This window comes from Arthrobacter sp. 05L428 (assembly GCF_056397665.1).
This window is the reverse complement of sequence record NZ_JBFTNW010000002.1, coordinates 376868-400997: the sequence shown is the minus strand read 5'-3', so window position 1 is coordinate 400997 and position 24130 is coordinate 376868. Positions and strand designations below refer to the sequence as shown.

Annotated in this window: 24 protein-coding genes, 1 tRNA gene and 1 riboswitch; of the genes, 15 read left to right on the top strand and 10 right to left on the bottom strand. The window is 68.7% G+C overall.

Translation table 11 applies throughout. The annotated features are described in order from the left end of the window. Window positions 1-45: 45 nt before the first annotated feature. From AC1DH3_RS08250 to AC1DH3_RS08230, 5 genes are all read left to right on the top strand, one after another. A complete protein-coding gene (locus AC1DH3_RS08250) occupies window positions 46-786 on the top strand; it encodes a response regulator transcription factor (RefSeq protein WP_476909026.1) in 741 nt (246 codons plus the stop codon). A gap of 21 nt (window positions 787-807) precedes the next feature. After that, a complete protein-coding gene (locus AC1DH3_RS08245; RefSeq protein WP_476909025.1) occupies window positions 808-2352 on the top strand; it encodes a HAMP domain-containing sensor histidine kinase in 1545 nt (514 codons plus the stop codon). A gap of 112 nt (window positions 2353-2464) precedes the next feature. After that, on the top strand, window positions 2465-3892 hold the full coding sequence (locus AC1DH3_RS08240; RefSeq protein WP_476909024.1) for a bifunctional glycosyltransferase family 2/GtrA family protein: 1428 nt from the start codon (window positions 2465-2467) through the stop codon (window positions 3890-3892). After that, window positions 3893-5923 (top strand): glycosyltransferase family 39 protein, encoded by a 2031-nt coding sequence (locus tag AC1DH3_RS08235; RefSeq protein WP_476909023.1) that lies wholly within the window; start codon window positions 3893-3895, stop codon window positions 5921-5923. Between the two features lie 234 nt (window positions 5924-6157). Further along, window positions 6158-6338: riboswitch (cyclic di-AMP (ydaO/yuaA leader) on the top strand. Beyond that, window positions 6337-7059: an aggregation-promoting factor C-terminal-like domain-containing protein gene (locus AC1DH3_RS08230; RefSeq protein ID WP_476909022.1), complete on the top strand. Its 723-nt coding sequence runs from the start codon at window positions 6337-6339 to the stop codon at window positions 7057-7059. Its footprint overlaps the riboswitch before it by 2 nt. 133 nt (window positions 7060-7192) lie before the next feature. Here the strand turns inward: AC1DH3_RS08230 and AC1DH3_RS08225 are convergent, their stop codons facing one another. The 3 genes from AC1DH3_RS08225 to AC1DH3_RS08215 all read right to left on the bottom strand — a co-directional run bounded on the left by AC1DH3_RS08225 (window position 7193) and on the right by AC1DH3_RS08215 (window position 9143). Further along, window positions 7193-7570 (bottom strand): VOC family protein, encoded by a 378-nt coding sequence (locus AC1DH3_RS08225; protein ID WP_441418995.1) that lies wholly within the window; start codon window positions 7568-7570, stop codon window positions 7193-7195. A 97-nt stretch (window positions 7571-7667) separates the two neighbouring features. Beyond that, window positions 7668-8303, bottom strand: a complete 636-nt coding sequence (gene upp, locus AC1DH3_RS08220) for a uracil phosphoribosyltransferase (RefSeq protein WP_441418994.1) — start codon at window positions 8301-8303, stop codon at window positions 7668-7670. Between the two features lie 24 nt (window positions 8304-8327). Then, on the bottom strand, window positions 8328-9143 hold the full coding sequence (locus AC1DH3_RS08215) for a phosphatase PAP2 family protein (protein WP_441419060.1): 816 nt from the start codon (window positions 9141-9143) through the stop codon (window positions 8328-8330). 99 nt (window positions 9144-9242) lie between these two features. On the opposite strand from AC1DH3_RS08215, the gene AC1DH3_RS08210 reads away from it, so the two are divergent. Next, window positions 9243-9746 (top strand): nucleoside deaminase, encoded by a 504-nt coding sequence (locus AC1DH3_RS08210; RefSeq protein ID WP_476909021.1) that lies wholly within the window; start codon window positions 9243-9245, stop codon window positions 9744-9746. 59 nt (window positions 9747-9805) lie between these two features. Here AC1DH3_RS08210 and AC1DH3_RS08205 read toward each other — a convergent pair whose 3' ends face one another. The 4 genes from AC1DH3_RS08205 to AC1DH3_RS08190 form a co-directional block, all read right to left on the bottom strand. Continuing rightward, on the bottom strand, window positions 9806-11047 hold the full coding sequence (locus AC1DH3_RS08205) for a DNA glycosylase AlkZ-like family protein (protein WP_476909020.1): 1242 nt from the start codon (window positions 11045-11047) through the stop codon (window positions 9806-9808). 80 nt (window positions 11048-11127) lie between these two features. Beyond that, complete coding sequence (locus tag AC1DH3_RS08200) at window positions 11128-12207, bottom strand: glycosyltransferase (RefSeq protein WP_476909019.1); 1080 nt, start codon at window positions 12205-12207, stop codon at window positions 11128-11130. A 7-nt stretch (window positions 12208-12214) separates the two neighbouring features. Then, on the bottom strand, window positions 12215-12613 hold the full coding sequence (locus tag AC1DH3_RS08195; protein WP_476909018.1) for a 6-pyruvoyl trahydropterin synthase family protein: 399 nt from the start codon (window positions 12611-12613) through the stop codon (window positions 12215-12217). A gap of 3 nt (window positions 12614-12616) precedes the next feature. Further along, window positions 12617-13642 (bottom strand): zinc-dependent alcohol dehydrogenase, encoded by a 1026-nt coding sequence (locus AC1DH3_RS08190; protein ID WP_476909017.1) that lies wholly within the window; start codon window positions 13640-13642, stop codon window positions 12617-12619. A 137-nt stretch (window positions 13643-13779) separates the two neighbouring features. Here AC1DH3_RS08190 and AC1DH3_RS08185 point away from each other — a divergent pair. Both AC1DH3_RS08185 and AC1DH3_RS08180 read left to right on the top strand, forming a co-directional pair. After that, window positions 13780-13869, top strand: a tRNA-Ser gene (locus tag AC1DH3_RS08185). Between the two features lie 323 nt (window positions 13870-14192). Then, entirely contained in the window at window positions 14193-14942 is a 750-nt protein-coding gene (locus AC1DH3_RS08180) for a polysaccharide deacetylase family protein (protein ID WP_476909016.1), read from the top strand. A gap of 201 nt (window positions 14943-15143) precedes the next feature. Here AC1DH3_RS08180 and AC1DH3_RS08175 read toward each other — a convergent pair whose 3' ends face one another. Continuing rightward, window positions 15144-15290 carry a lmo0937 family membrane protein gene (locus AC1DH3_RS08175; protein WP_441418987.1) on the bottom strand — a complete coding sequence of 49 codons (147 nt, stop codon included), beginning with the start codon at window positions 15288-15290 and terminating at the stop codon, window positions 15144-15146. Between the two features lie 431 nt (window positions 15291-15721). Between AC1DH3_RS08175 and AC1DH3_RS08170 the strand changes: the two genes are divergently transcribed. Continuing rightward, a complete protein-coding gene (locus AC1DH3_RS08170) occupies window positions 15722-16342 on the top strand; it encodes a hypothetical protein (protein ID WP_476909015.1) in 621 nt (206 codons plus the stop codon). 57 nt (window positions 16343-16399) lie between these two features. Here AC1DH3_RS08170 and AC1DH3_RS08165 read toward each other — a convergent pair whose 3' ends face one another. Beyond that, the gene (locus AC1DH3_RS08165) at window positions 16400-17254 is read right to left on the bottom strand and encodes a carbohydrate kinase family protein (RefSeq protein WP_476909014.1); all 855 of its coding nucleotides are present in this window, start codon (window positions 17252-17254) and stop codon (window positions 16400-16402) included. Window positions 17255-17410: 156 nt separating this feature from the next. Between AC1DH3_RS08165 and AC1DH3_RS08160 the strand changes: the two genes are divergently transcribed. Next, complete coding sequence (locus tag AC1DH3_RS08160; protein ID WP_476909013.1) at window positions 17411-17878, top strand: universal stress protein; 468 nt, start codon at window positions 17411-17413, stop codon at window positions 17876-17878. Between the two features lie 19 nt (window positions 17879-17897). On the opposite strand, the gene AC1DH3_RS08155 is transcribed toward AC1DH3_RS08160, so the two are convergent. Continuing rightward, entirely contained in the window at window positions 17898-18101 is a 204-nt protein-coding gene (locus AC1DH3_RS08155) for a hypothetical protein (protein ID WP_069950597.1), read from the bottom strand. 117 nt (window positions 18102-18218) lie between these two features. Here AC1DH3_RS08155 and AC1DH3_RS08150 point away from each other — a divergent pair, with 117 nt between their 5' ends. From AC1DH3_RS08150 to AC1DH3_RS08130, 5 genes are all read left to right on the top strand, one after another. Beyond that, entirely contained in the window at window positions 18219-19037 is an 819-nt protein-coding gene (locus AC1DH3_RS08150; protein WP_441418983.1) for a pyruvate, water dikinase regulatory protein, read from the top strand. 144 nt (window positions 19038-19181) lie between these two features. Next, window positions 19182-21584: a phosphoenolpyruvate synthase gene (ppsA, locus tag AC1DH3_RS08145; RefSeq protein ID WP_476909012.1), complete on the top strand. Its 2403-nt coding sequence runs from the start codon at window positions 19182-19184 to the stop codon at window positions 21582-21584. A gap of 186 nt (window positions 21585-21770) precedes the next feature. Continuing rightward, window positions 21771-22421 (top strand): hypothetical protein, encoded by a 651-nt coding sequence (locus AC1DH3_RS08140; RefSeq protein WP_476909011.1) that lies wholly within the window; start codon window positions 21771-21773, stop codon window positions 22419-22421. Between the two features lie 223 nt (window positions 22422-22644). Then, window positions 22645-23322 (top strand): YcnI family copper-binding membrane protein, encoded by a 678-nt coding sequence (locus AC1DH3_RS08135; RefSeq protein ID WP_476909060.1) that lies wholly within the window; start codon window positions 22645-22647, stop codon window positions 23320-23322. 103 nt (window positions 23323-23425) lie between these two features. Further along, the gene (locus tag AC1DH3_RS08130; protein WP_476909010.1) at window positions 23426-24088 is read left to right on the top strand and encodes a DUF4232 domain-containing protein; all 663 of its coding nucleotides are present in this window, start codon (window positions 23426-23428) and stop codon (window positions 24086-24088) included. Window positions 24089-24130 lie beyond the last annotated feature (42 nt).

Here is a 24130-nt window from a genome sequence, read left to right as displayed (position 1 = left end):
GGGTCCCCAAAGCCGCGCCTCAACGGCAGATCGGAGAGTCGTCCCATGGCCACTTCGCACTCCATGACCAATAACCTGCCCCAGCTCACGCATCCGGACGGCTCGCCCATCCGCGCGCTGGTGGTGGACGATGAGCCCAGCCTGTCGGAGCTCATGAGCATGGGGCTCCGGATGGCTGGCTGGTCCGTGGCTGTGGCGGCGGATGGCCCCGGAGCGGTCAAGCTTGCCAAGGATTTCCGCCCCGACGTGCTCGTGCTGGACGTGATGCTCCCCGGGTTCGACGGCGTCGAACTGCTCAGCCGGATCCGCGCGTTCGCGCCGGAAGTTCCCGCGCTGTTCCTCACGGCCAAAGACGCCGTCCAGGACCGCATTACCGGGCTGGCGGCCGGCGGCGATGACTACGTCACGAAGCCCTTCAGTATGGAAGAGGTGCTGCTCCGGCTCCACCGACTGGTCCAGCGCTCCGGGGTGGCCGCCATGGACACCGCCGAACTCGTGGTGGGTGACCTGGTGCTCAACGTCGACACCCGGGACGTTACCCGGGCCGGTGAGGATATCCATCTGACCGCCACCCAGTTCGAGCTGCTGCGCTACCTCATGGAAAACCCCAAACGGGTCATCAGCAAGGCCCAGATCCTGGACCGGGTCTGGGACTACGATTTCGGCGGCCAGGCGAACATCGTGGAACTCTACATTTCCTACCTCCGCAAGAAGATCGACGCCAACCGCGCACCGATGATCCACACGGTGCGCGGCGCCGGCTACGTGCTGAAACCGGCGGACTGATCCGTGCCCGCTCTTTCCGGCGTGACACCCGTACCCGGGCGCGACTGGCGCAACCCGGCCACGTGGCATTTGCGTACCCGGCTGGTCCTCGTCGCCATGGCGCTGCTCGTGGCCATCTGCGGCGCCGTGGGAGTCTTCAGCTACGCCTCCATGGACGCTTTCCTCACCCGGCAGCTCGACACCCAGCTGGAGCAGGCATCCCACCGGTCGAGCGAGTTCGGCAGGCCCTCCCCGGACGATGCGGGAAGGCGCCCTGACCCGCTCGAAGCCCGGGGTCAGGGCATCGGGACGCTCAACGCCCGGCTGCTGGCCGGCACGGTGGCCAGCGCAGGCTTCCTGGCCGGGGACGCCACCAGAAAGAGCCTGTCCTCCGATGACAACGCCGTCCTCCTGGCCCTGACCCCGAACGGCGTGCCCGTGGACCGGACGCTCTCGGCCGGCGACTACCGACTGACGGCTGTGCGCGCACCCTATGGCGACGTGATCGTCACCGGCCTCCCACTGGACGAAAAGCAGAACACGCTGGCCTCGCTCGTCTGGACCCTGGGGGTGGTATCGGCGGGCGGCCTCGTGCTGATCGGCCTCGCCGGCACCGCTCTCATCCGGCGGACCATGAAGCCGCTGGAACAGCTCTCCGAGGTGGCCACCAAGGTCTCGCGTTTGCCGCTGGACGCCGGCGAGGTGGCCCTGGGCGTGCGGGTCCCGGCGTCGGCTGCCCATCCGGGAACCGAGGTGGGCAGCGTGGGCTACGCGCTGAACCAGATGCTGGACAACGTCTCCAACGCCCTCGAGGCACGGCAGGAGAGCGAGATGAAGGTGCGGCAGTTTGTCGCCGATGCCTCGCACGAGCTCCGCACCCCGCTCACCGCGATCCGCGGCTACACGGAGCTGATGCGGATGACCGAGCATTTCACGCCCGACGGCGAGAAGTCACTAGCCCGCGTCCAAAGCCAGTCCGAGCGGATGACCACCCTGGTGGAGGACCTGCTGCTGCTGGCACGGCTGGACGAGGGGCAGCCGCTCAAGGTCACCGACGTCGACCTCACCCAGCTGGCCGTCGAAACGGTGAGCGACGAGAAAGTCATGGCACCCGACCGCCTCTGGCAGCTGGAGCTCCCGGACGAACCCGTGGTGGTGCGCGGGGACGCGACCCAGCTTCACCAGGTCCTCGCCAACCTCCTGTCCAATGCCCGCAAACACACGGCCCCCGGGACGAAGGTGGTCACGGGCGTCACGCGTTCGGCTGACGGCAGCGCCGTGGTCACCGTGACGGACAACGGCAGCGGCATCGCTCCCGAATTCCTCGGCCGGGTCTTCGCCCGGTTCGCCCGGGCCGACGCCGCGCGCACCAACCCGGCCGCCGGTCCCGCGGCCCGTCCGGTGCGAAGCTGTGAGGGCACGTCGGCGGTCGCGACAGCGGCCGCGGCTTCCGAGGGCACCAGCGGCCTGGGCTTGTCGATTGTGCAGTCGATCGTGGAGGCGCACGGCGGGACCGTCGAGGTCACGTCCCGGCCGGGCCGGACAGAGTTCGCCGTTAGGCTGCCCGCGGCGCCTCCGCTGGCGTAGCGGGCCGCCGCTCAGGTCCGGACGCCGGCACGGCGGCGCCGGTCCACACTTCCACAGCCCCCGCACAGCTTGACCCTAAAGCCCTCATATGGGGCACCGGGAAAGTTGAGCCATGACGTTCACAGACCAGGCCCCAGGAACACCGCCCCACTCCACGGCGACGCCGCCCGGCCCGGCCGCGCCGCCCGGCCCGGGCCCGTTGACCCCGGCATTCACCGGCCCCGGGAGCCTGCGTTCAGCCATCGACACCCGCACCACCACACCGGTCCTGGATGTCACCATTCCAGTGTTCAACGAGGAACGGGACCTCGAAGCGTGCCTGCGCCGGCTGCACGCCTACCTTGTCGGCTGCTTCCCGCATTCCTTTCGGATCACGGTGGCGGACAACGCCAGCACCGACGGAACACTCCAGACGGCGGAACGCGTCGCCCGTGAGCTCCGGGAGATCACCGTCGTCCACATGGCCGAAAAAGGCCGCGGGAATGCGCTGCGCAAGGTGTGGCTTGCCTCGCCGTCGCCGCTCCTGGCGTACATGGACGTGGACCTGTCCACCGACCTGGCGGCGCTCGGCCCCCTGCTGGCCCCGCTCATTTCGGGGCACTCGGACCTCGCGATCGGGACCCGGCTGACCCACAACTCGCGTGTGGTCCGCGGACCCAAACGGGAATTCATCTCGCGCAGCTACAACCTGCTGCTGCAGTCGTGCCTGGGCGCCCACTTCAGCGACGCCCAGTGCGGCTTCAAGGCCATCCGGGCGGACGTGGCCCGGCAGCTGCTCCCGCACACGCTGGACAACGCCTGGTTCTTCGACACCGAGCTGCTGGTACTCGCCGAGAGGTGCGGCCTGCGCGTCCACGAAGTCCCGGTCGATTGGACCGACGACCCGGACTCCAGCGTGGACATCGTCCAGACGGCCATCGCGGACCTGCGCGGCATGGCCCGGCTGAGCCGGGACCTGCTCTCGGGCCGGATCCCGGTTCCCGAACTCCGCTCCGCCCTGGCCCGCGGACCGCTGCCGGCTTCGTCCCGGGCCCAGGAACAAAGCCCCGGCGGAAGCCTCTTCGGCCAGCTCGTGCGCTTCGGCAGCATCGGGGTGGCTTCGACCCTCGCGTACTTGCTGATCTTCGTGCTCTGCCGGGGAATCATGGACCCGCAGCTGGCCAACTTCCTCGCCTTGCTCACTACCGCGGTGGCCAACACCGCGGCGAACCGGCGCTTCACCTTCGGCATCCAAGGCAGCAGCCAGGCGGCCCGCCACCATTTCGAGGGGCTGCTGGTATTCGGGATCGGGCTGGCCCTGACCTCCGGTGCGCTCGCCTTCGTCCACGGCACGGCCGGCGGAACCCCTGACCGCTGGCTGGAACTGGTCACAGTGACCGCCGCCAACCTGGCCGCCACCGCCATCAAATTCCTGCTGTTCCGGCACGTGGTCTTCCGCCGTCGGGGCGCCCCCATTCCTCCGGCCCCCGGCGCCGTTCCCTATGCTCCGGCGTCCGCCGCCAACGACTCAGCCCTCCCCCACACAGAAACGGCCAAGTAAATGACCGCAACCCTCGACCCCGCCACCGGCGGCCCGGCCGGCAGCACGCCCGCATCGGCGCCCGCACCCTCGACGACGGCGACCCGCCCGGCAGCTCCTCGACCGGCCGCCGCGCAGGACCGCCGGGCACGCCTGCTGTTCGGACCACAGCGGCGGTGGGTGCGGCCCTCGGCGGCCCTGCTGCTGGTCTTCACCGCAGTGTTGTACCTGTGGAACCTGGAAGCCACCGGCTACGCCAATTCCTTCTACGCCGCAGCGATCCAGGCCGGCACCAAGGACTGGACCGCGCTGCTGTTCGGCTCCCTCGACGCGGGCAACGCCATCACGGTGGACAAGCCACCGGCCGCGCTCTGGATCCCGGCCCTCGCCGGGCGGATCTTCGGTTTCTCGGCACTGAGCATGCTCATTCCCCAGGCGCTGATGGGGGTGGCCGCCGTTGGACTTCTGTACCTGACCGTCAAGCGCGTGTCCGGTCCCGCGGCGGGCCTACTGGCCGGCGGCGCCCTGGCGCTGACCCCAGTGGCAGCCCTGATGTTCCGCTTCAACAACCCCGACGCCATGCTCACCCTGTGCCTGGTGCTGGCCGCCTACCTCACCACCCGCGCCATCGAAAAGGCCGGCTGGAAATGGCTCGCCGCAGCCGGCGCGGTAATCGGCCTGGCGTTCCTGACCAAGATGCTGCAGGGCTTCCTGATAGTGCCCGGACTGGCCCTGGCCTACCTGTGGGCGGCACCCACCACCCTCGGCCGCCGGCTCCTGCACCTCCTCGCCGCCGCGGCGGGGATCGCCGTCGTGGCCGGCAGCTACCTGGCGCTGTTCCAGCTCACTCCCGCCTCGGCCCGGCCGTACATGGCGGGGTCGGAGACCAACAGCTTCCTGGAACTCACCTTCGGCTACAACGGCCTGGGCCGGATCACCGGGTCCGGCGGCGGGATGCCCGGTGGAAATGCCGGCGGCCCGGGCGGAAACGGCAACGTGGGCTTCGGCGGCGCGGCCGGGATCACCCGGATGTTCGGAACCAGTTTCGGCGGTGAAGTGTCCTGGCTGTTGCCGGCGGCCCTGGTTCTGCTGGTGGCAGGTTTGTGGTTCACCCGGCGCGAGGCCCGGACCTCCGCCACCCGTGCCGCGCTCCTGCTCTGGGGCGGCTGGCTGCTGATCACGGCAGGCATCTTCAGCGTCATGAGCGGCACCGTGCATCCGTATTATGCCGTGGCACTGGCCCCCGCCGTCGCGGCCCTGGTGGGCATCGGCTCGGCGGAACTGTGGCGCGGCCGGACCCACTGGCCCGCTCGGATGGTCCTGGCCGTGACGGTGTTGGCTGCCTCGGTCTGGTCCGCTGTGCTCCTGGGCCGCGACCCGGCATGGCTGCCCGGGCTCCGGGTGATCGCCGTCGTCCTGGGCGTGCTGGCCGCCGCGGCGCTGCTGCTCCGGGTGGACAGCCTGGCAGCGCTCCCGGCCCGGCTCCGCAAAGCCGCTGCGGCCGGCGTCGTGGTCCTTTCGCTGCTGGCCGGCGGGCTCGGGACCACCGCCTGGACGCTGGCGACGGCGGCCCAGGCGCATTCGGGGTCAATCCCCACCTCCGGGCCCACCGCGTCCGCGATGGGCGGCGGCTTCGGGGCGGCGGGCAGGCCGGACGGCGACGGCGGGATCGCCGGTTCCAGCGGGGCGGCCGCCGGCGGGCCCGGCGGACCCGGCGCGGATACGGCGTCGGCTGAGCTGACAGCGTTGCTGAAGTCCTCCGGCGCCAAATGGTCCGGGATTGTCTCCGGCGCCACCCAGACCGCCAGCCTGGAACTCGCCACCGGCACCAATGTGATCGCGCTGGGCGGCTGGAACGGCGGCGACCCGTACCCCACGCTCGAGCAGTTCCAAGCGATGGTGGACCGCGGCGAGATCGGCTACTTCATCTCCGGCGGCATGGGCGGCCTGGGCGGGGGCCGCGGCGGCAACTCCGAGGTCGCCAGCTGGGTCGCTGCCAACTACCAGGCCCAGACCGTGGGGAACGCCACCGTGTACAAGCTGGCGAAGTAGGCTCCTCTCCCCGCTTGCCTCCGTCTCCGCCGCGCCGTTTCGACGGTTCCGTGCCCGCTMGATGCTTACCGGCGTCGAGCGGGCACGGAACCGTCGAAACGGGCACCCACGCGGCGGCCGTGAAGGCAAGACGCCGCTCCGCAGCAGGGGCCAGCCGTTACCTAAATGTGACATCTGATTGAAAGTCCGGTACCGTTTTAGGGTGCGGCCATCGATCTGGCCGCGTGTCCGGGCTGACGCCAAACTCTGCCGCTACCCGGATTCCCATGGACCAGGCAGAGACGGGGAACCCAGAGTTCCCGGGCATTCTGCATCCATGCACCCTTGGGGTTAAGCCGCCACGTCGAGATTCCGTGCGGCCGGATTTCGCATCCGAACCCGACAGCTAACTCCGTAGGCGTTGAGAGGCGAACATGACTGAAATCAAGGCACCCACGCGCCCAGAAGGCGCTAAACGCACGTCCGACGCCGAGCGCGCGCGCCACCGCGCCGAGCCGGCGAAGCACACTTCGAGCCCGTCCCGGCCCCGTGCCCGGACCAATGGCAAGCGCGCCGCCGTCGTAGCCACCGCTTTCGCCGTCCTGCTGGGGGCAGGGGCCGCGGGCCAGGCCTCCGGCACTGCCGCGCATACGGCCGAAGCGTCGAAAGACACTGCCGCGTCCCTGCAGACCCTGGACTTCGAACGCGTCGGCAGCAACACGCCCACCTCGCCCGCCCCGATGAGCGTGGAGGCCCAGGCCTCCAAAATCAAGCCCGCCAAGGCCCCGGCGGCCAAGGCGCCGGCTCCGGCTGCCAAGGCGCCTGCTCCCGCGAAGCCGGTCGCCATTGACGACCCCGCCGGTGCGCAGGCCTACGCCGCCTCTCAGCTGCCCGCCCACGGCTGGGCCCCGAGCGAGATGCAGTGCCTGATGAAGTTGTGGACCAGGGAGTCCGACTGGAAGACCACGGCTACCAACGCCAGCAGCGGCGCTTACGGCGTGGTCCAGTCGCTGCCCGCCGAAAAGATGGCCAGCGCCGGCGCCGATTACCGGACCAACTACCGGACCCAGATCAACTGGGGACTGCAGTACGTGCAGGACCGCTACGGTTCACCGTGCGGCGCCCTGAACTTCCACTACGCGAACAACTGGTACTAAGCGCGGCCGAGGCTGCAAGCCATGAGTGAGGCCCCGGATCTTGGGATCCGGGGCCTCACGTGCGCCTGCCGCGTGCGCCTGCCGCCGCGCCGCCTTCGGAATACGGGCCGCGCTACGGAACCGCGCCGCCGCGCTAGCCGTTCGGACGGTTGGGGATGTACTGCACCCCCCATTTGTTACCGTCGGGATCGGCGAAGTAGACGAAATGCCCCCAGTCCTGGACATCGATGTCGCTGACGTCCACACCGTTGTCCTTGAGTTGCTGGTGCGCCGCCTGGATGTCGCTGACGACCAGCTGCAGGCCGGGGGCGGTGCCGGGCGGGGCGTCGTTGAGGCCCTCGCCGATCGCGATCGAGCACCCGGAACCCGGCGGGGTCAGCTGGACGAAACGGATGCCTGGCGTGGGCCGTTCGTCGTAGTCGGCGTTGAAGCCGACCTTGTTCACATAGAAGTCCTTGGCCCGGTCCACATCCGACACGGGGACAAACACGAGTTCAAGTTTCCAGTCCATGGGCACAGGCTAGTCCCGGACGCCTTACGCCGGAACCCTTGACCGCGGGGACGTTTCAACCGCCCTACCCGCGAGGGGCAGCGGTGCACGCCGGCGGCTAGACCGCGATGCCGTACAGGCGGTCTCCGGCGTCGCCCAGCCCGGGCACAATGTACGACTTTTCATTGAGCTTCTCGTCGATGGAGGCCAGCACGATGGTCACGTTGGCGTCCGAGAGCTCTTCTTCCAGCTTGGCCAGGCCCTCCGGGGCGGCCAGCAGGCAGATGCAGGTGACGTCCGAGGCGCCGCGCTTGAAGAGGAACTTGATCGCCTCGCGCAGGGTGCCGCCGGTGGCGAGCATCGGGTCCAGGACGAAGATCTGCCGGTCTGTCAGGTTCTCCGGGAGGCGCTCGGCGTAGGTGATGATGTCAAGGGTCTCTTCGTCCCGGGCCATGCCCAGGAAGCCTACCTCGGCGGTGGGCACCAGCTTGGTCATGCCCTCCAGCATGCCGAGACCGGCGCGCAGGATCGGAACCACCAGCGGGGTGGGCTTGGTGAAAGCCGTGCCGACGGTGGTGCTGACCGGCGTCTCGATGGTCACCGGCTCGGTGCGGACGTCCCGGGTTGCCTCATAGGCCAGGAGCGTGACGAGCTCCTCGGTGAGCTGGCGGAAGACCGGGGACGGGGTGTTCTTGTCCCGCAGAACGGTGAGTTTATGGGCGACCAGCGGGTGGTCGACAACGAGAGTGCGCATGGGTCAAAACTACCACCCGGACCTTCAGGACCGTCCCGCGGGGTCCGGGGTATCGGCGTCGGCGGTCCGCTCCGCGGTGCTGCCCTTGCGGCCGCGGGCGGGGGCGCCGTCGCGCAGGTGCGCATCGTTGTCGAACGTCGGCGCGGGGCCGGTGTGTTCCCGGTGCCGCAGCACATGGAACAGCCTGTGGGCCAGGATCACGATCCCCACCCAGCCCAGCCCCAGGGCCCAGCCGAAGATCACATCGGTCATCCAGTGATGGCCCAGGAAGACGCGGCTCATGCCCATCGCAAGGATGAAGATTGCACCCGCGGTGATCAAACCGACGCGGGCTATGGTGCGTCTGACTTGCAGGCAGGCGAGGTAGACCACGAGCCCGATTACCACGGTGGTGTTCAGCGTGTGGCCGCTGGGGAACGACGGCGACGTCTCGTAAGGCGGCACCGCGTCCGCGAAGTCGGGGCGGGCCCGGCCGATCAGTTTCTTGCCCACCGTTGTAGCGGTGATCGACACCGCGGCGGCTCCGCCGATCAGGATGAGCGGCCGCCAGGTCCGCGAGACCCAGATCAGCCATGCCGTCAGGATGCTGGCCAGGATCGGCATGCCGATTCCACCGCCAATATTGGTGAACCCGGTGACGAACGCGTCCAGGCCGGGACTGCGCAGCTGTTGCATGAACCCCAGCGTGGGCTTGTCGAGGCTTGCCAGGCCGGCGTCGTCCACGACGTTGTCGTAGACTTCCGCGCTCGTCAGCGCCAGGGCGACGACGACGACGCCGCCGATCAGCATGGTGATCCACAGTGCGGCATAGGGCACCACCCACTTTCCCCAGCGCCGCATCAGCCAGCTCTCAGTCTTGGTGCTCAATGCCCTCTCCCGACTTCCCGGTGCACCCGCTTAAGTGCACAGCTTGCTTAGGGTCGAAACTATCATTGAGCCATGACTACCCCCGAGCCACGCCATGCGGAATGGATGGGCCTGGCCCTTGCCGAGGCGCGCCGGGCGCTGGCCACCGAGGACGTGCCGATCGGCGCCGTCGTGATCGGACCGGACGGCTCGGTGCTCGGCGCCGGGCGCAACGAGCGGGAGGCACTCGGGGACCCGACGGCGCACGCCGAGATGGTGGCGATCCGGGAGGCCGCGGCCCGGCTGCGCGAGCGGCGGGCGCTGGAGGGCGCGGCCGACGACGGCTGGCGGCTGGAAGACTGCACCCTGGTGGTGACGCTAGAGCCGTGCGCCATGTGCGCCGGCGCCGTGGTGCTGGCGCGGATTCCGCGGGTGGTCTTCGGCGCGTGGGACGAGAAGGCCGGGGCCGCCGGCTCCGTGTTCGACATTCTCCGCGAGCGCCGGTTGAACCATTGGGTGGAGGTGTACGCCGGGGTCCGGGAGCAGGAGTGCGGCGGGTTGCTGCGGGATTTCTTCGCCGGCCACCGCGGAGCCTGACGCTGCCGCTCCGGCGGCTGCCCCCCACAGCGAGCCGGCCCCCTCAACGCGGCGGTGAGCTACCGCTCGGCGCTGGCCGTCGTGGACGCCCGCAGCGCGTCGATCCGCTTCTGCCGGGAGGCGGGCGAGTCCAGGCTGAAGGCGCGGAAATCGCCCAGGTCCTCCTTGATCCAGGCCTCCACCTCGGCGATCCGCCGGGTCACGGCCGGCGTGGGCGTGCCGAACACCCAGGCGGCGATCTTCTCCCGGCCCGGGTCGTACTGCCACAATCCGATGATCCTGCCGCGGTCGAAGATGGGGTGGTCCGGCAGGTCGGCCTGCAGCGCGAGCGGACCCAGCGCCTTCTTGTCCTGGTCCTCCGCGGCCAGCAGCTCCCCCGCGTTCCGGCGCAGCAGCACCAGCGAATCAGTTCCGGCGAGCAGCTGGATCTGTTCCTCGGCCGGTTCTTCGAAGGCGGCGAGTCGTTCGACGTCGTCGGGCAGCATCCAGAGCGGGTCTCCGCCGGCGGCGGCGGGGACCTCGACGGCGTCGACGGCGGCGAGCGCCGCCTTGCTCTGCGCGACCGTGAAGCCGGTGAACCACTGCGACTGTTTGAAGGTGGCTCCTCCGGTCCAGCCGAGGTAGCGCCGGATCAGCTCGGCGCGGACTTCATCGTCACTGAGCGTGCTCGGCGGCAGCCCCCAGGGCTCGTAGGCGTAGCGCTGCTGGTCCAGCCGGCCATTGGCGGGGACCCGGCGGATCCGCCCGTCCGCTTGCAGGATGCCCAGCGCCGTGGGCAGCGTGGTGGTGACGCCCTTTTTCTTGCCCTCCTCGCCGAGGTTGCGGACCGAATCGCCGAGTTCATCCTTGAGCTGCCGCGGGTCCAGCGGCACCCCGGCCTCGGCAAGGGCGTGCAGCACTTGCTCCTCAAGCAGGGCAATTTCGCCGCGGTCCACGCCGAGCCGGCCGACGACCTTGAAGCCGGCCTCGGCGGCGTCCCGTCCCAGCCGCAGCGCCCAGGCGAAGTCTTCCGCGCCCAGCACGTAGGTGCAGCCGCGCGCCGTCGGGAGTTCCAGGATCCGGTGCGCCAGGACGTCCCGGTCCACTTGAGAGCGCCGGATGCCGGCCCGGGCGAAGAGCGTGAGGTACGGGTTGGCCCCGCCAACGGACCGTGCCCAGCCGGCCCGGGCGAACACCTGTTCCGCAGTGCACCCCGCCAGCGAGCCGTCCAGGCCCTGCCGGTGCCACGACCAGGCGCGGAGCCGCTCGGGCGTGAGGCTTTCCGCGGGCGGCAGTTGCACGGTCGTGGGCTCGGTAGTCATGGGGTCATTCTCCACCCGCTTGGCCCAACTAGCTCGCAATAGTTGTCGTTATGAGCCCTCAAAACGACAACTAGCGCGGGTTAGTTAGGTGGGCCGGCCGCGGCCAGGACGGCCAGCACGGCCCGCGCCGTGGCGTCCCAGCCGGGAAGGTGCTCCCGTGCGGCCCGGGCGGCGGCCCGCCATTCGGCGCGGAGGGCCGGTTCGGTGAGCCAGCGGCGCAGCAGGGCTGCCAGCGGTGCCGGATCTTCGCCAAGTGCGACGGCGGCGCCGGGCAGGGCCGGCGCTGCCACTGCGGGAGTGCCTGCTGCTCCGGGAGTGCCGGCCGCGAGCGCCTCCACGGCGCCGGTTCCCTCCCGGACGATCACCGGCACGCCGCGGGCCAGGGATTCGGTGACCACCAGCCCATAGGTCTCGGCCCGGGAAATGAGCAGGCTGAGGTCAGCGGCCTCCCATTCGGCGGCCAGGTCGGCTCCGCGCAGCTCGCCGGGTAGCCGGACGCGGTCCGTCAGGCCGAGGCGCTCCGATTCCTGCCGGAGCAGGGCGGCGTAGGCGGGATCCGCGGTGTCCGAACCGGCAAGGGATGCTGTCCAGGCCAGGTCCATGAGCTCCGAGAGGGCGCGCAGCAGCAGCAACTGGTCCTTGTTGGGCAGCAGCGCGGCCAGTGCGAGGAGGTGGGGCGGCTCGGAACCGGCCGCGGACGGTGCCGGCTCGGCGCCGGGGAGCGCGACGCTGATTCGGGCCAAGCCGTCCAGGCCGTGCCGTTCCTGCAGGCCCGCCGCGGCGGAGGTGCTGGTGCAGATAACGCCGGCCGCGGCCTGCAGCGCGCGGTGTTCCAGTTCCGGATGCGTCCCCAGCGGCATGTGCAGCAGGATCCAGGCCGGCGCCCCGGCAGCCGCCGCGGCTTCGAGCTCGTCCGGCGCCCCGCAGGCCACCAGACCGTCCACGAGTGTGACATGGCCGGCGTCGGACTCGGCAAGCAGGCGGCCGAACCGCTGCCGGTCCGCTGGGCTGCCGACCGGCCAGTCGCCGTCGACCTCGCAGGACACCGCCGCCACGCCGAGGTCTGCGAGGGCGCGGAGCAGTGCGGCGTTGTAGGCGTTGCCGCCGGAGTTGTGGCGCACGTTGCCGGGCACCAGGAGGCGGAGGCCGGGGGCATCCACGGGGCTGCTAGCCGGCGTCGAACTCGAGCGAGTGGCTGGCCCAGGCGTCGGGAGTTTCGCGCAGGGTGACCTCGATGCCGGCAAGGGCCTTCCCGTCCTGGCCGCCGCGGATCTGGCCGGCCACGGCGTCGGCGATGTACTGGGCCAGGGCTTCGGTGGTGCTGAGTTTGTCGGTGAAGTCCGGGTGCTCGTCGAGGTTCTTGTAGTTCAGGCCCGCCAGGACGGCGTCCAGCACGTCGCCGGCCTCGCCGATGTCCAGCACGATCGCATCGTCGTTCAGCGTCCGACGGCGGAAAGTCACTTCCGTAACAAAGGTGGCCCCGTGCAGGCCCTGGGCGGGGCCGAAGGCAGGGCGCGGCAGGCTGTGGGCGATCATGAAATTGCGACGTACGGTCAGGCTGAACACGGATTACCTCGTGGTTTCTGTTGCGGGGGCGGGGTATTCGATGACGTGGCAGAGCGCGTCCAGGCTGCCGTCGGAGACGCGCTGGACGACGTCGGGCAGCTCGCTGAAGTCGGACGTGCCGGTGAGGAAGGTGTCGAAGACTGGGTCGGCCAGAAGCGAGACGGCGAGCTGGAGCCGGTCGGCGGTGGTGCGCCGGTGGCGGCGGGCGCGGGCCACCACGCCCACCTGGCTGGCGCGGATGGAGAGCCGCCGGGCGTGGAAGTCCTCCCCCAGCGGCAGGGTGACCAGGCGGTCCGCGTACCAGGACATCTCGATGATCTCGCCCTCGTCGCCCACCAGCTGCAGGGCGCGTTGCAGTCCGGCCTGCGAGGCGGAGCAGTGGATCACGATGTCGCAGTCCGGCAGTGCGTCGTCGGGGTGGCAGAAGTCGACGCCGAGGGTGTCGGCGAAGGCGCGCTTAGCGGGGTCGACGTCGATCAACTGCAGCCGGCCCAGCGGGAAGGACCCGAGGAGCTTGGCGACCATTCCGCCGACCAGTCCGGCGCCGATCACGGCCACGCGGTCGCCGAGACGGGGACCGGCCTCCCAGAGGGCGTTGACCGCGGTTTCCACGGTGCCGGTGAGGACGGCGCGGCGGGCGGGAACGTCGTCCGGGACCTGGGTGAGCGAGTCGACCGGGACGATGTAGCGGTCCTGGTGCGGGTAGAGGCAGAAGACCGTCTTGCCCTGCCACTCGGCCGGGCCCTCCTCGACGACGCCTACGGAAAGGTAGCCGAACTTCACCGGCGACGGGAAGCTGCCTTCCTGATGCGGTGCGGCCATTTCCTCGGCGATGCATTCCGGCACGCGGGCGTTGTGCACCACCATCTCGGTGCCCTTGCTGATGCCGGAGTAGAGCGAGCGCACGAGCGCTTCGCCGGGTCCGGGTGCCGGCAATTGCTCGCGCCGGAGTTCGCCCTGCTCCGGGCCGACGGTCCAATATGCGGTTGCGGTGGTTGTTGCCTGGTTGACCTTGTTCGAGTTGCTCATCTTGCTTACGAATCTAGTGCCGAGGAGGGACAGGGGGAAGCTTCGGGGCCGCGGGCGGGGCGCGGCGGGGCGTTTTGCGAGGCCGTCTGGGCGCCGTTTTGGGGTTGGGCGCCTTGCTCCGGTAGCCTAGTCAGGTTGGTGACGTGTCCGAGCGGCCGAAGGTGCAACACTCGAAATGTTGTTTGGTGTAAAAGCCAACGTGGGTTCAAATCCCACCGTCACCGCCACGTAGCGAGGCCCCTGCTTCCCCTTACTTACAAGGGAAGCAGGGGCCTTTTGCTTTCCCGCAACTGGCTCATTGGCAATGATTAGGCCAAAACTTGATTCCGCAGGCCCGGGCCGCACGCCGACTTTGCGCTTCAGCTCCGCCTCAAAAGCCGATCTCCGGGCCGCCGTCCCTTCGTCGATACCCGGGCCGCAGGTCCTGGGAAAGGACCCTTGACCCTATTGCGGCGTCGGTGACGGGGGGACACTCAAATCCGGGAATGCTCCGATCTCTGCCGCGTGCTCATCGCAGTTCATTCCCAGTTGCGGAAAAGGGGACTGCCCAATGAAGGTTTGGCGACCGATCGTCGTAGCCCTACTGGTCATTGTCGGCTTCAGCGCTCCGGCACCGAGCTGGGCCGCGGCACAACCGGATGTGATCCAGAAAGTCATCAACCCCATGCCGCCGGCACCATTTGCATCCCAGATGTCATCTGCCGAGCGTTCCGAGATCCTGCATCTGTACTATCACGGGCCAAGAGTGCGACTTACCTTCGACGACTGCGCCACCCAGGTTCGTCTCACCGGACTCCTGAACTGGCTGCGTCACTATAACGTCCAAGCCATATTCTTCTTCACCGGCCAATGCATGCTCGCCCACCCGACCTATCGCACGCAGATATCCAGGGCCGGTCAACTGCTGGGCAATCACAGCTTTGACCACCGCGACTACTCACGCATGACCGCCAACCAGATCTATACCGAGGTCCACCGGTACGGCAGCGTCATACCCACCACGTCACCCAAGCTCTGTCGGCCACCTTATGGTGCCGGCGCGTTCAGCCTCAGGGTTTACAACGCCCTGGCCCGCGCAGGATGCCGCCCCGCCTATTGGACCGTTGACACGCGCGATTGGGACGGCTCATCAGCCGGCACCATCATCCGCCGCGTGCAATTCGGCGACCGCACCACCCCGCGGGTTCGCGCGGGCGGCGTCATCCTGATGCACGGAACCGGACCCCATACGCTCCAGGCCCTGACCGGCGTTCGCAACGCCCTCATCTACTGGAGACTCGCCACGTTCCATATCCACTAGAGGGCCGCCCGGCAGGCTCTCAATATTGCCTGCGACTTTCCGGCGAAGCTCGCGGCCGAGCAGCGCCAACACCAGGATCAGCCGCGGCGTACTTGCTCGGTGTGGCAGGTGCGTGGATCTGCCCACGGCTGAAGTAGACGTGAGGCTTGTTAAGTTTCCGGGCAGCAAGACGCCCCGGGCAGGATTGCTCGGGATCCGCCTCTACGTGCGCGACCTACCGCGGATGAAGTGGAAGATCAGGACCACGACGGCGATCACCAGAAGCAGGTGAATGAACCCGCCGCCAATGTTCCCGATCAAGCCCAGAAGCCAGAGAACAGCAATAATGATGGCTATCCAAAGCAACATCAGAATCTCCCTTGAATTGATTGCGGATGAAATGCTGATTCTGCGCTCATCTTCGTACCTCCCGCGGCCCAAGGCAAGGGATAACCTCACCCCCGCAGTAGGGCCTTTCCTCGCACCGCGAATCCGCCGCAAAGTTCGCCGTAGACGCCGGCCTAGACCATCCAGAAGCGATCATTTGGGGTGCCGCTCATGACACGAATCGTGCGGTTCGACCACGTTGGCGTCACCGTTCCGGACCTCGACAAACGTGACTGACGGAGGCACCGGCGTCGAGTTGTCCAGCCTCGTCCGGCCAGACCCGTCCCGGGGGCCGCCCCCTGCCATGGCAAACGACTGGAAGATCCTGCCACGTAGGCTTAGGAGTCACGAACACCTCCCGCCTCCCCCGCGCACATCCGCTGTGCCCCTGCTCCCGAATGAAGGAAGCCCTTGTGAAGAAGTTCCTCCCGCTTTCCGTGATGCTGGGCGCTGCCTGCCTGTCCGTCTCGGGATGTTCGACCGCCGCCCCTGCTCCGAGCCCGACCGCCCCGGCCGCGAGCGCCACCTCATCCGCCGCAGCCGCGGCTCCGACCACGGGCTGGGAGCTGAACCCCAAGGGCGGAGCCGAACGGATCAAAGCGGCAGGCCTGGCGGTCCTCAACGAGGAGGGCGCAGCCGAGCACTTCCACGCCCATCTGGACGTTTTCGTGGACGGCAAGCCTGTTCCTGTCCCGGCGGACATCGGCTTCAGCTTCACCGCGGCCGGCCAACCCAACGGCATCTCGGCGCTGCACACACATGACGAGACCGGCATCATCCACATTGAGGCGCCGGTCGCCGGGGCTACCTACACGCTTGGCCAGCTCTTGACCGAATGGGGTGTCCTGGACGGCACCGGCAAGCCCGGGACCGCGCATTCAGCCATCTCGGATTGGTCCGTCGCTGTGAACGGCGCCAAGCAGGCGGGGCCGGCCCAAGCTGTCGTCCTGAAAGCCCACGATGAAGTCGTCCTGTTCCACGGGACGGCCCCGGAGCCGATGCCCGCAACGTTTAAGTTCCCGACCGGCCTCTAAGCCGGTCCCGCTGGCAGGCATCTGGCTACTGCCAACCCGGGATCGGGCGCCAGCGAATCAGCCCCCGAGGACGGGGTGTAGATGCTCACTCTCAATGGCGACGCGGGCCTGGACGGCCGCCGCCTTGAGGGACTCAGTCACGGACGCGCCCTGCAGGCTCGCGCCCAGGAACCCGGCCATGAACGCATCGCCGGCACCGTTGGTGTCCACCACATCCGCGGGAACAGCAGCGACCTCATGCCGCGTCCCGTCCGCTTCCAGCGCTACCGCACCCGCTGCCCCGCGGGTGCACACAGCCAGACGAGGGCCCCGGGCGAGGCAGGAGCGCATCAGCTCCCAGGGATCGTCGGTCCGGTCGTCGTTCATAAAGACGGTATCGGCCGCCCGCAGGAATGGCTGATGGAACGCGGACGATCCGTCGAAGTCATGAAGGTCCACCCACAGCGGTGTTTGCCGGACCTCGTCGCGCTCGAGCAACAACAAGCCAAGTTCGCTCAGGTCAATCACGGCAACTTCGGCTGCAGCCACTATTGCCGCGGCAGCGTCGAGGTCGTCGTCCGCCGGCGGGGAGGGCACCGAAACGTAGAGCGATACCCGGCCGCCGCCGTCGGTCATGAGGTTGACGTGACGCTCGGTGCGGTCCGACGCAATCGCTTCGATGGTGACGCCGGCCGTGGCGAGGGCGTCGCGCACCCGGCCGCCGGCCTCGTCCGCGCCCAAGGGCGAACACAGGCGCACCTGGACGCCGAGATCCGCCAGGTGCAAGGCTTTGCCCGCCGAGGTGCCTCCCACCGTGTGCCAGGCGCGGCGGGCGAACTGCATGTGCGGAACAGGGTCCGGGAGGTGGTCGAGGAGGATGAGGTGGTTCCACGAGGCGGGGCCACAGACAGCGACCAGCGGAGAAGCGGGCATGTCCTCAGCCTATCCGGCCGGCCTTCACTGTCACCCAGGACCGGGACCGCGTGCGGGATCCCTGCCCAATGGCACTGCCGGCCCGGGTGCGGCGCTGTCAGGATGAGGAATCACAACACCGCCCGGCATCGGGCCTGGCATTCGGAAGGAAGGCATATGGCCGGAAACGAGAGCTACAGGATCGTGGTTGGCGTGGACGGTTCCGAGCAGTCCCGGGCGGCAATGGACTGGGCTGTTGAGGAAGCCAAGGCTCGCGGCGGTGAAGTGCTGGCCCTCACGGCCTGGCACTTCCCTTATGTCACCGACGCCCTCGGCCAGGCCTGGGACTACGAGGTGTTCCAGACCGACGCCCAGTCAATTCTCGATGAGGAACTTGCCCGGGTCCGGGACCGGGGCGTTCAGATCAACGGACGCATTGTGCAGGGCAGCGCCGCCGCGGTGCTCGTGGACGCGTCGCGGGACGCCGACGTCGTTGCCGTTGGCTCACGCGGCCACGGCGGATTCACGGGGTTGTTGCTTGGTTCCGTGTCCACCCAGGCGGTCCATCATGCCCACTGCCCCGTTCTGGTCTTCCGCGAGTCCACAACGGACCAGCCCGACCCAGGGGCGGACAACGCGCACTAGGTCACGCCAGCCGCTGCTCCTAGCCCGCGGGGCTGACAACGTCCTCCAGCACCGACCGGTCGAAGAAGCGGATCTCGCCGGTTTCCGGAAAGAACACGGGAACCACAGAAGTACTCGGGTCCTTCGAGGTCTCGTAGATTTCGGGCGCGCCCCCGTGCCTGCGCGCAATGGTGCCGACCAGGTCCGTACCGCGGACCCTGACGGTCCGGTATTTGTAGCTCATGCGGCCTCCTTTGGGGATGTGGGTCACAGCCTACTCCCCGCAGTCCGGCCGGCACCCCGGCGGCGGGCGCATGCGTCATGGAAGACCGCGCAGCCCCCGCTGGTGCACAATGCGTTCATGACCAATGACGCTCCCCGCCCGGTCTACTTCCTTTCGGACAGTACGGGCATCACCGCGGAAACGCTCGGCAACACCCTGCTGACGCAGTTCCCCGCAAACGAATATGACCGCATCACGGTCCCCTTCATCACCACCGTCGACCAGGCGCGCGCCGTCGTCAGGGTCATCGACAACCTCGCGGCCACGGGCCAGCAGCCGATCGTCTTCTCCACCGCCGTCGGCAGCGACATCCGGCAGACGCTGGGCACCTGCAAGGGGATCATCGTGGATCTGATCGGGACCCACGTCGGGCAGTTGGAGCAGGCCTTGGGGACGCAAGCCAGCGGGGAACCCGGCCGGGCCCACGGCCTGGGCAACGCAGCCCGCTACCAGTCCCGGATGGCCGCCGTCGAATACGCCATGGAGCACGACGACGGGCAGAGCCTGCGCGCGCTTGAGAAGGCGCAGGTCATCCTGGTGGCCCCGTCCCGCTGCGGTAAGACGCCCACCACCATGTACCTGGCGCTGCAGCACGGCATCTTCGCCGCGAACTTCCCGCTGGTGGACGAGGACTTTGAACGCGAGGGACTCCCCAAGCCGCTGCGGCCGTTCGTTTCCAAGTGTTTCGGCCTCACCACCAACCCCCTGCGCCTGAGCCAGGTCCGCACCGAACGCCGCCGCGGCTCGCCCTACGCGTCACTGCGGCAGTGCGGCTTCGAACTGCGCAGCGCCGAACGGCTGTACGTGTCCCACGGGATCCCTTACCTCAATTCGGCCAGCGTGTCCGTGGAGGAAATGGCGGCCACTATCCTCCAGAAGATGAACCTCAAGCACTGAGGCCACGCTTCACAACTGTTGCGTGGACCACATCGTGTGGAATCACCGGCGCCGACCTGTCACTGTGGACAGGACTTGCGCCCATCAAACGGCGGCCGCCCACGCAGGCGGCATTAAGGCATCATCTGCAAAGGAGCAGCAACCATGACGACGGACATCCTGTGGTTCTCAGAACTCGGACTCAAGGACCTGGACAGGGTAGGCGGCAAGAACGCCTCCCTCGGCGAGATGGTGCAGAACCTCACCTCTGCCGGCGTCCAGGTTCCTGACGGCTTCGCCACGACAGCGGACGCCTACCGCAGCTTCCTGGCCGACTCCGGACTGGACCAGAAGATTGCCGATCGGCTGGTGGGCCTGGATACCGACGACGTGACGGCCCTGGCCGCAGCGGGCCAGGAGATCCGCACCCTGATGCGCGAGACGCCCTTCCTGCCGCACTTCGAAGCGCAGATCCGCGATTCCTACCAGAAACTGGTGGACAAGCACGGCGGCTCCGAGGACCTCTCGTGGGCTGTCCGCTCCAGCGCGACGGCCGAGGACCTTCCTGACGCCTCCTTCGCCGGGCAGCAGGAAACCTTCCTGAACGTTCGCGGCATCGAGAACATCCTGGCCGCCATCAAGGACGTTTTCGCCTCCCTCTACAACGACCGGGCCATCGCCTACCGCGTGCACCACAAGTTCGAGCACGCCGAGGTGGCACTCTCCGCAGGCGTCCAGCGCATGGTCCGCTCCGACGTCGGCGCATCCGGCGTCATGTTCACCATGGACACCGAATCCGGCTTCAAGGACGCCGTCTTCGTCACCTCCTCCTACGGCCTCGGCGAGGCCGTAGTCCAGGGCGCCGTCAACCCGGACGAGTTCTACGTCTACAAGCCCGCCCTGGCGGCAGGCCGGCCGGCCATCCTCAAGCGCGGACTCGGCGAAAAAGCGCTCCAGATGACGTACACCAGCAACCGCGAAATCGGCCACACCATCGACTTCGTCCCGGTCGAGGCGTCCCTGCGGAACCGCTTCAGCCTGACCGACGACGACGTCGAGCAGCTCGCCCGGCACGCCGTCGCCATCGAAAACCATTACGGACGCCCGATGGACATCGAATGGGGCAAGGACGGGCTCGACGGCGGCCTGTACATCCTGCAGGCGCGCCCGGAAACCGTGCAGTCCCGCAGGGCCTCCGGCAGCCTGAGCCGCTTCCGCCTGAACGACTCCGGCCGGGTTCTGGTGGAGGGCCGCGCCATCGGCCAGCGGATCGGCGCCGGCAGCGTCCGGATCCTCACCGCGATCGACCAGATGGCCGCGTTCAAGACCGGCGACGTCCTGGTCGCGGACATGACCGACCCGGACTGGGAACCGATCATGAAGCGCGCCTCCGCGATCGTGACCAACCGTGGCGGACGCACCTGCCACGCGGCCATCATCGCCCGGGAGCTGGGGATTCCCGCCGTCGTCGGCACCGGGGACGCCACCGACGTCCTCTCCGACGGCCTCGACGTGACGGTCTCCTGCGCCGACGGCGAGACCGGCCTGATCTACGAAGGGATCCTGGACTTCAGCGTCGAGGAAACCGAAATCACCCAGCTGCCCGAGGCGCCGGTGAAGGTCATGATGAACGTCGGCACCCCCGAACAGGCCTTTACGTTCGCCCAGCTCCCCAACCACGGCGTGGGCTTGGCCCGGCTGGAATTCATCATCAACCGGCAGATCGGCATCCACCCGAAGGCGCTGCTGAACATGGACGATCAGCCCGCGGACGTGCTCGCCGAGATCCGGGAGCGCATTGCCGCCTATGACAGTCCGCGCGATTACTACATCAAGCGCCTGGCCGAGGGCGTGGCAACCATCGCCGCGGCCTTCGCGCCGGAGTCGGTGATTGTGCGGATGTCCGACTTCAAGTCCAACGAGTACGCCAACCTGCTCGGCGGGCCCGCTTACGAGCCGCACGAAGAGAACCCGATGATCGGCTTCCGTGGCGCTTCGCGGTACCTGGAACCATCCTTCCGGGACTGCTTCGACCTGGAGTGCGAGGCCCTGTCCTTCGTGCGGAACGAGATGGGCCTGACCAACGTCAAGCTGATGATCCCGTTCGTGCGCACCTTGGACGAAGCCGGCGGCGTCATCGACCTGCTCGCGGAAAACGGGCTGCGCCGCGGCGAAAACGGCCTCGAGGTCATCATGATGTGCGAACTTCCGTCCAACGCGCTGCTCGCAGACGAGTTCCTGGACTACTTCGACGGCTTCTCCATCGGCTCCAATGACATGACGCAGCTGACGCTGGGCCTGGACCGGGATTCCTCGATCGTCGCCGGCAGCTTCGACGAGCGCAACCCTGCCGTCAAGAAGCTCCTGAGCATGGCCATCAAGGCGTGCAAGGCGCGCGAAAAATACGTGGGCATCTGCGGGCAGGGCCCGAGCGACCACCCGGACTTCGCCGAATGGCTGGTCGAGGAAGGCATCGACTCCGTGTCGCTGAACCCCGACACCGTGGTGGAAACCTGGATCCGCCTCGCCGGGGCCGCAGAAGCGTCGGCAGCCGCCGTCGGCAACTGAGTCCCGCCGCACCCGCCGGAAGTCATGACAACGACACCCCGGTCCCCGGACCGGGGTGTCCGCTTCGTAGCAGACAGTCCTTTTTCGTAGCCCTGTAGAAATCGCCGCTAGAATCAAGGGACAACCCGCTGCCGACAGGACGCCCGCGGGAGCAACCATGACCGCCGCCGGTGAAGGGAGTGTTCCATGCGCACCGCCGCCAGAGCACCCTTCCACGCATTGCGCTCGGCCATCGTCGCCACGACGATCGTGACGCTCGCCGCCGCAGCGCACGTTGTCGCCGGAGGCCAGCTTCCCGCCCCCGCCATCCTGTTCGCTTTCCTGGCCCTCACCGGACTGGTTTCCACCACGGCCACCAGGCTGAAGCTCAACCTGCCCGCGATGACCGGCCTGCTCGGCGCGGGGCAGGTGGTGCTGCATGAGGCTTTCGCCGCGTTCAGCACGCCGGCCGGCTGGACAGGGTCAGGGCCAGCGTCCGGCACCGTAATCGGCGGAATTGCCGCGCCGGCGCACCACGCGGGCCTGGCCACGATTCCGGTCCCGGCGGACCACCTCCGGCTCCACGAGCTGGACTCCGCCTTGGCCCTGTCCATGCTCGCCGGCCACGCCCTGGCAACCGTTGCCTGCGCCCTGATCCTGGCCAAGGGCGAGGATGCGCTCTGGTCCCTCGCGGCGTGGCTCCGCCCGCTCGTCCAGCTCCCGGTGGCGGTCTTGCCGCAGCCGGCCCTCACGCGCGTGCTGCCGCGCCGGTCCGTCGGCGCCGTCCCGCTGCCGTGGCGCAACCTCCGGCGCGATTGCCGCCGCGGGCCGCCCGCCGTCGTCGTCTTTTCCTCCTAACTTTCCTTCCGGCTGCGGCCGTTCCTGCCCCGCAAAGTCTCCGTGCCCCCGGCACGGCGGGCAGCTGCCCCGCGCCTCCCCCGTTTCCGCGCGCCGCATTGAGTGCCGCACTGAGTGCCGCGCGCACGCCTGAAAGGCACCTGTTTTGACCACCACACAGCGACACACCGCCCTCCGCCGCACCCTCTCCGGCACCGCAACCGCCGGAGCCACCGCCGCTCTGATGCTCGCCGGCATCAGCGGCGCCTCGGCCCACGTCGGCGTCTCCCCGGACAAGACCACGGCTAACTCCTATGCCCTGCTGACCTTCGCCATCCCGCACGGCTGCGCGGAATCCGCCACCACCAAGGTGGCCATCACCCTGCCGCCGGAGCTCGACGACGCCCAGCCCACCGTGAACCCCAACTGGACGGCGGCCAAGGTCACCGAAAAGCTGGCGGCGCCGAAGAAGCTGGCCGACGGCTCCTCGATCACCAAGCGCACCAGCCAGATCGTCTACACCGCCAAGGCGCCGCTGAGCCCGGAGCTCCGCGACGCGCTGGTGCTGTCGGTGAAGCTGCCGGATGCTGCCGGAAAGACCCTCTATTTCCCGACCCTGCAGAGCTGCGAAGTCGGCCGGGTGGACTGGTCGCAGGTCCCGGCACCGGGCCAGGACGCCCATGCGCTGAAGTCCCCGGCGCCGTCGCTGACGGTGACGGCGCCGGCAGCCGTCATGGAGCCGGACGGGCATGGCGCACACGGCGCCGAGCTGGCGGGGTCCTCCCCCGCGGCCCGCACGTCCGCGACAAACGACGACGGCGGCCAGGCCAGAAGCTGGGCGGGCCTCGTCGCCGGCGTCGGTGGCCTGGTCCTGGGCGGCATCGCCCTGCTCCGCAGCCGCAAGCCAGCACCCGCGAAGTAACGCACCCCCGGTTGATGCCCGGAAATCACAATCCGGGCATCAATCCGGGCCCTTCGTCGTGGCGTCGTTGACTAAGGCAACCGTGGAACATCAAAGTTGTGCCATGAGGCCTCAGCAGATGAAGAACAAACTGGTAATTACTTCCGTGACGGCGGCCGCCGCGGTTGCGCTGCTGCTCAGCGGCTGCGGCCAAAGCCAGCCCCAAAGCCAGTCCCAGGGCGCCACGACCGCCTCGTCGCCGTCGGCCTCCGCCAGCGAGACGGCTTCCGCCAGCCCTGCCACGACGGCGTCCGGCGGAACTGCTACGGCATCGCCCGCAACTGCCACCACATCCACCGCGACCGGTCCTGCCCTCTGCAAGGCCGCCAACCTCAAGGGGTCCCTCGACGCCCGGGGCGGGGGCGCGGCCGGAAGCGTCTATATGCAGCTGATCCTGAAGAACTCCGGCGCTGAGCCGTGCCTGTTGAAGGGCTTCGCCGGAGTATCGCTCACCGCCGGCGCCAGCGGCGCCCCCATCGGTGCCGCGGCGACACGCGACGACTCGGCGCCCGTTGCCGACGTGCTGCTCGCCCCGGGCAAGTCCGGAAAAGCCACCCTGCGCTACACGCAGGCCGGCAACTACCCCAGCTGCACCCACACCCCGGCTGCCGGCTTCCGGGTGTACCCGCCGGAAGACACGGCGTCGCTGTTCATCGCCGCACCCAAGGACGCCTGCCGCGAGTCGGCGATCAAGCTCCTGACCGTCTCGGCCTTCACCGCGATGTAGCGTCCGCCCCAGGGCACCGCCGGACCCCATCAACGGACCCCA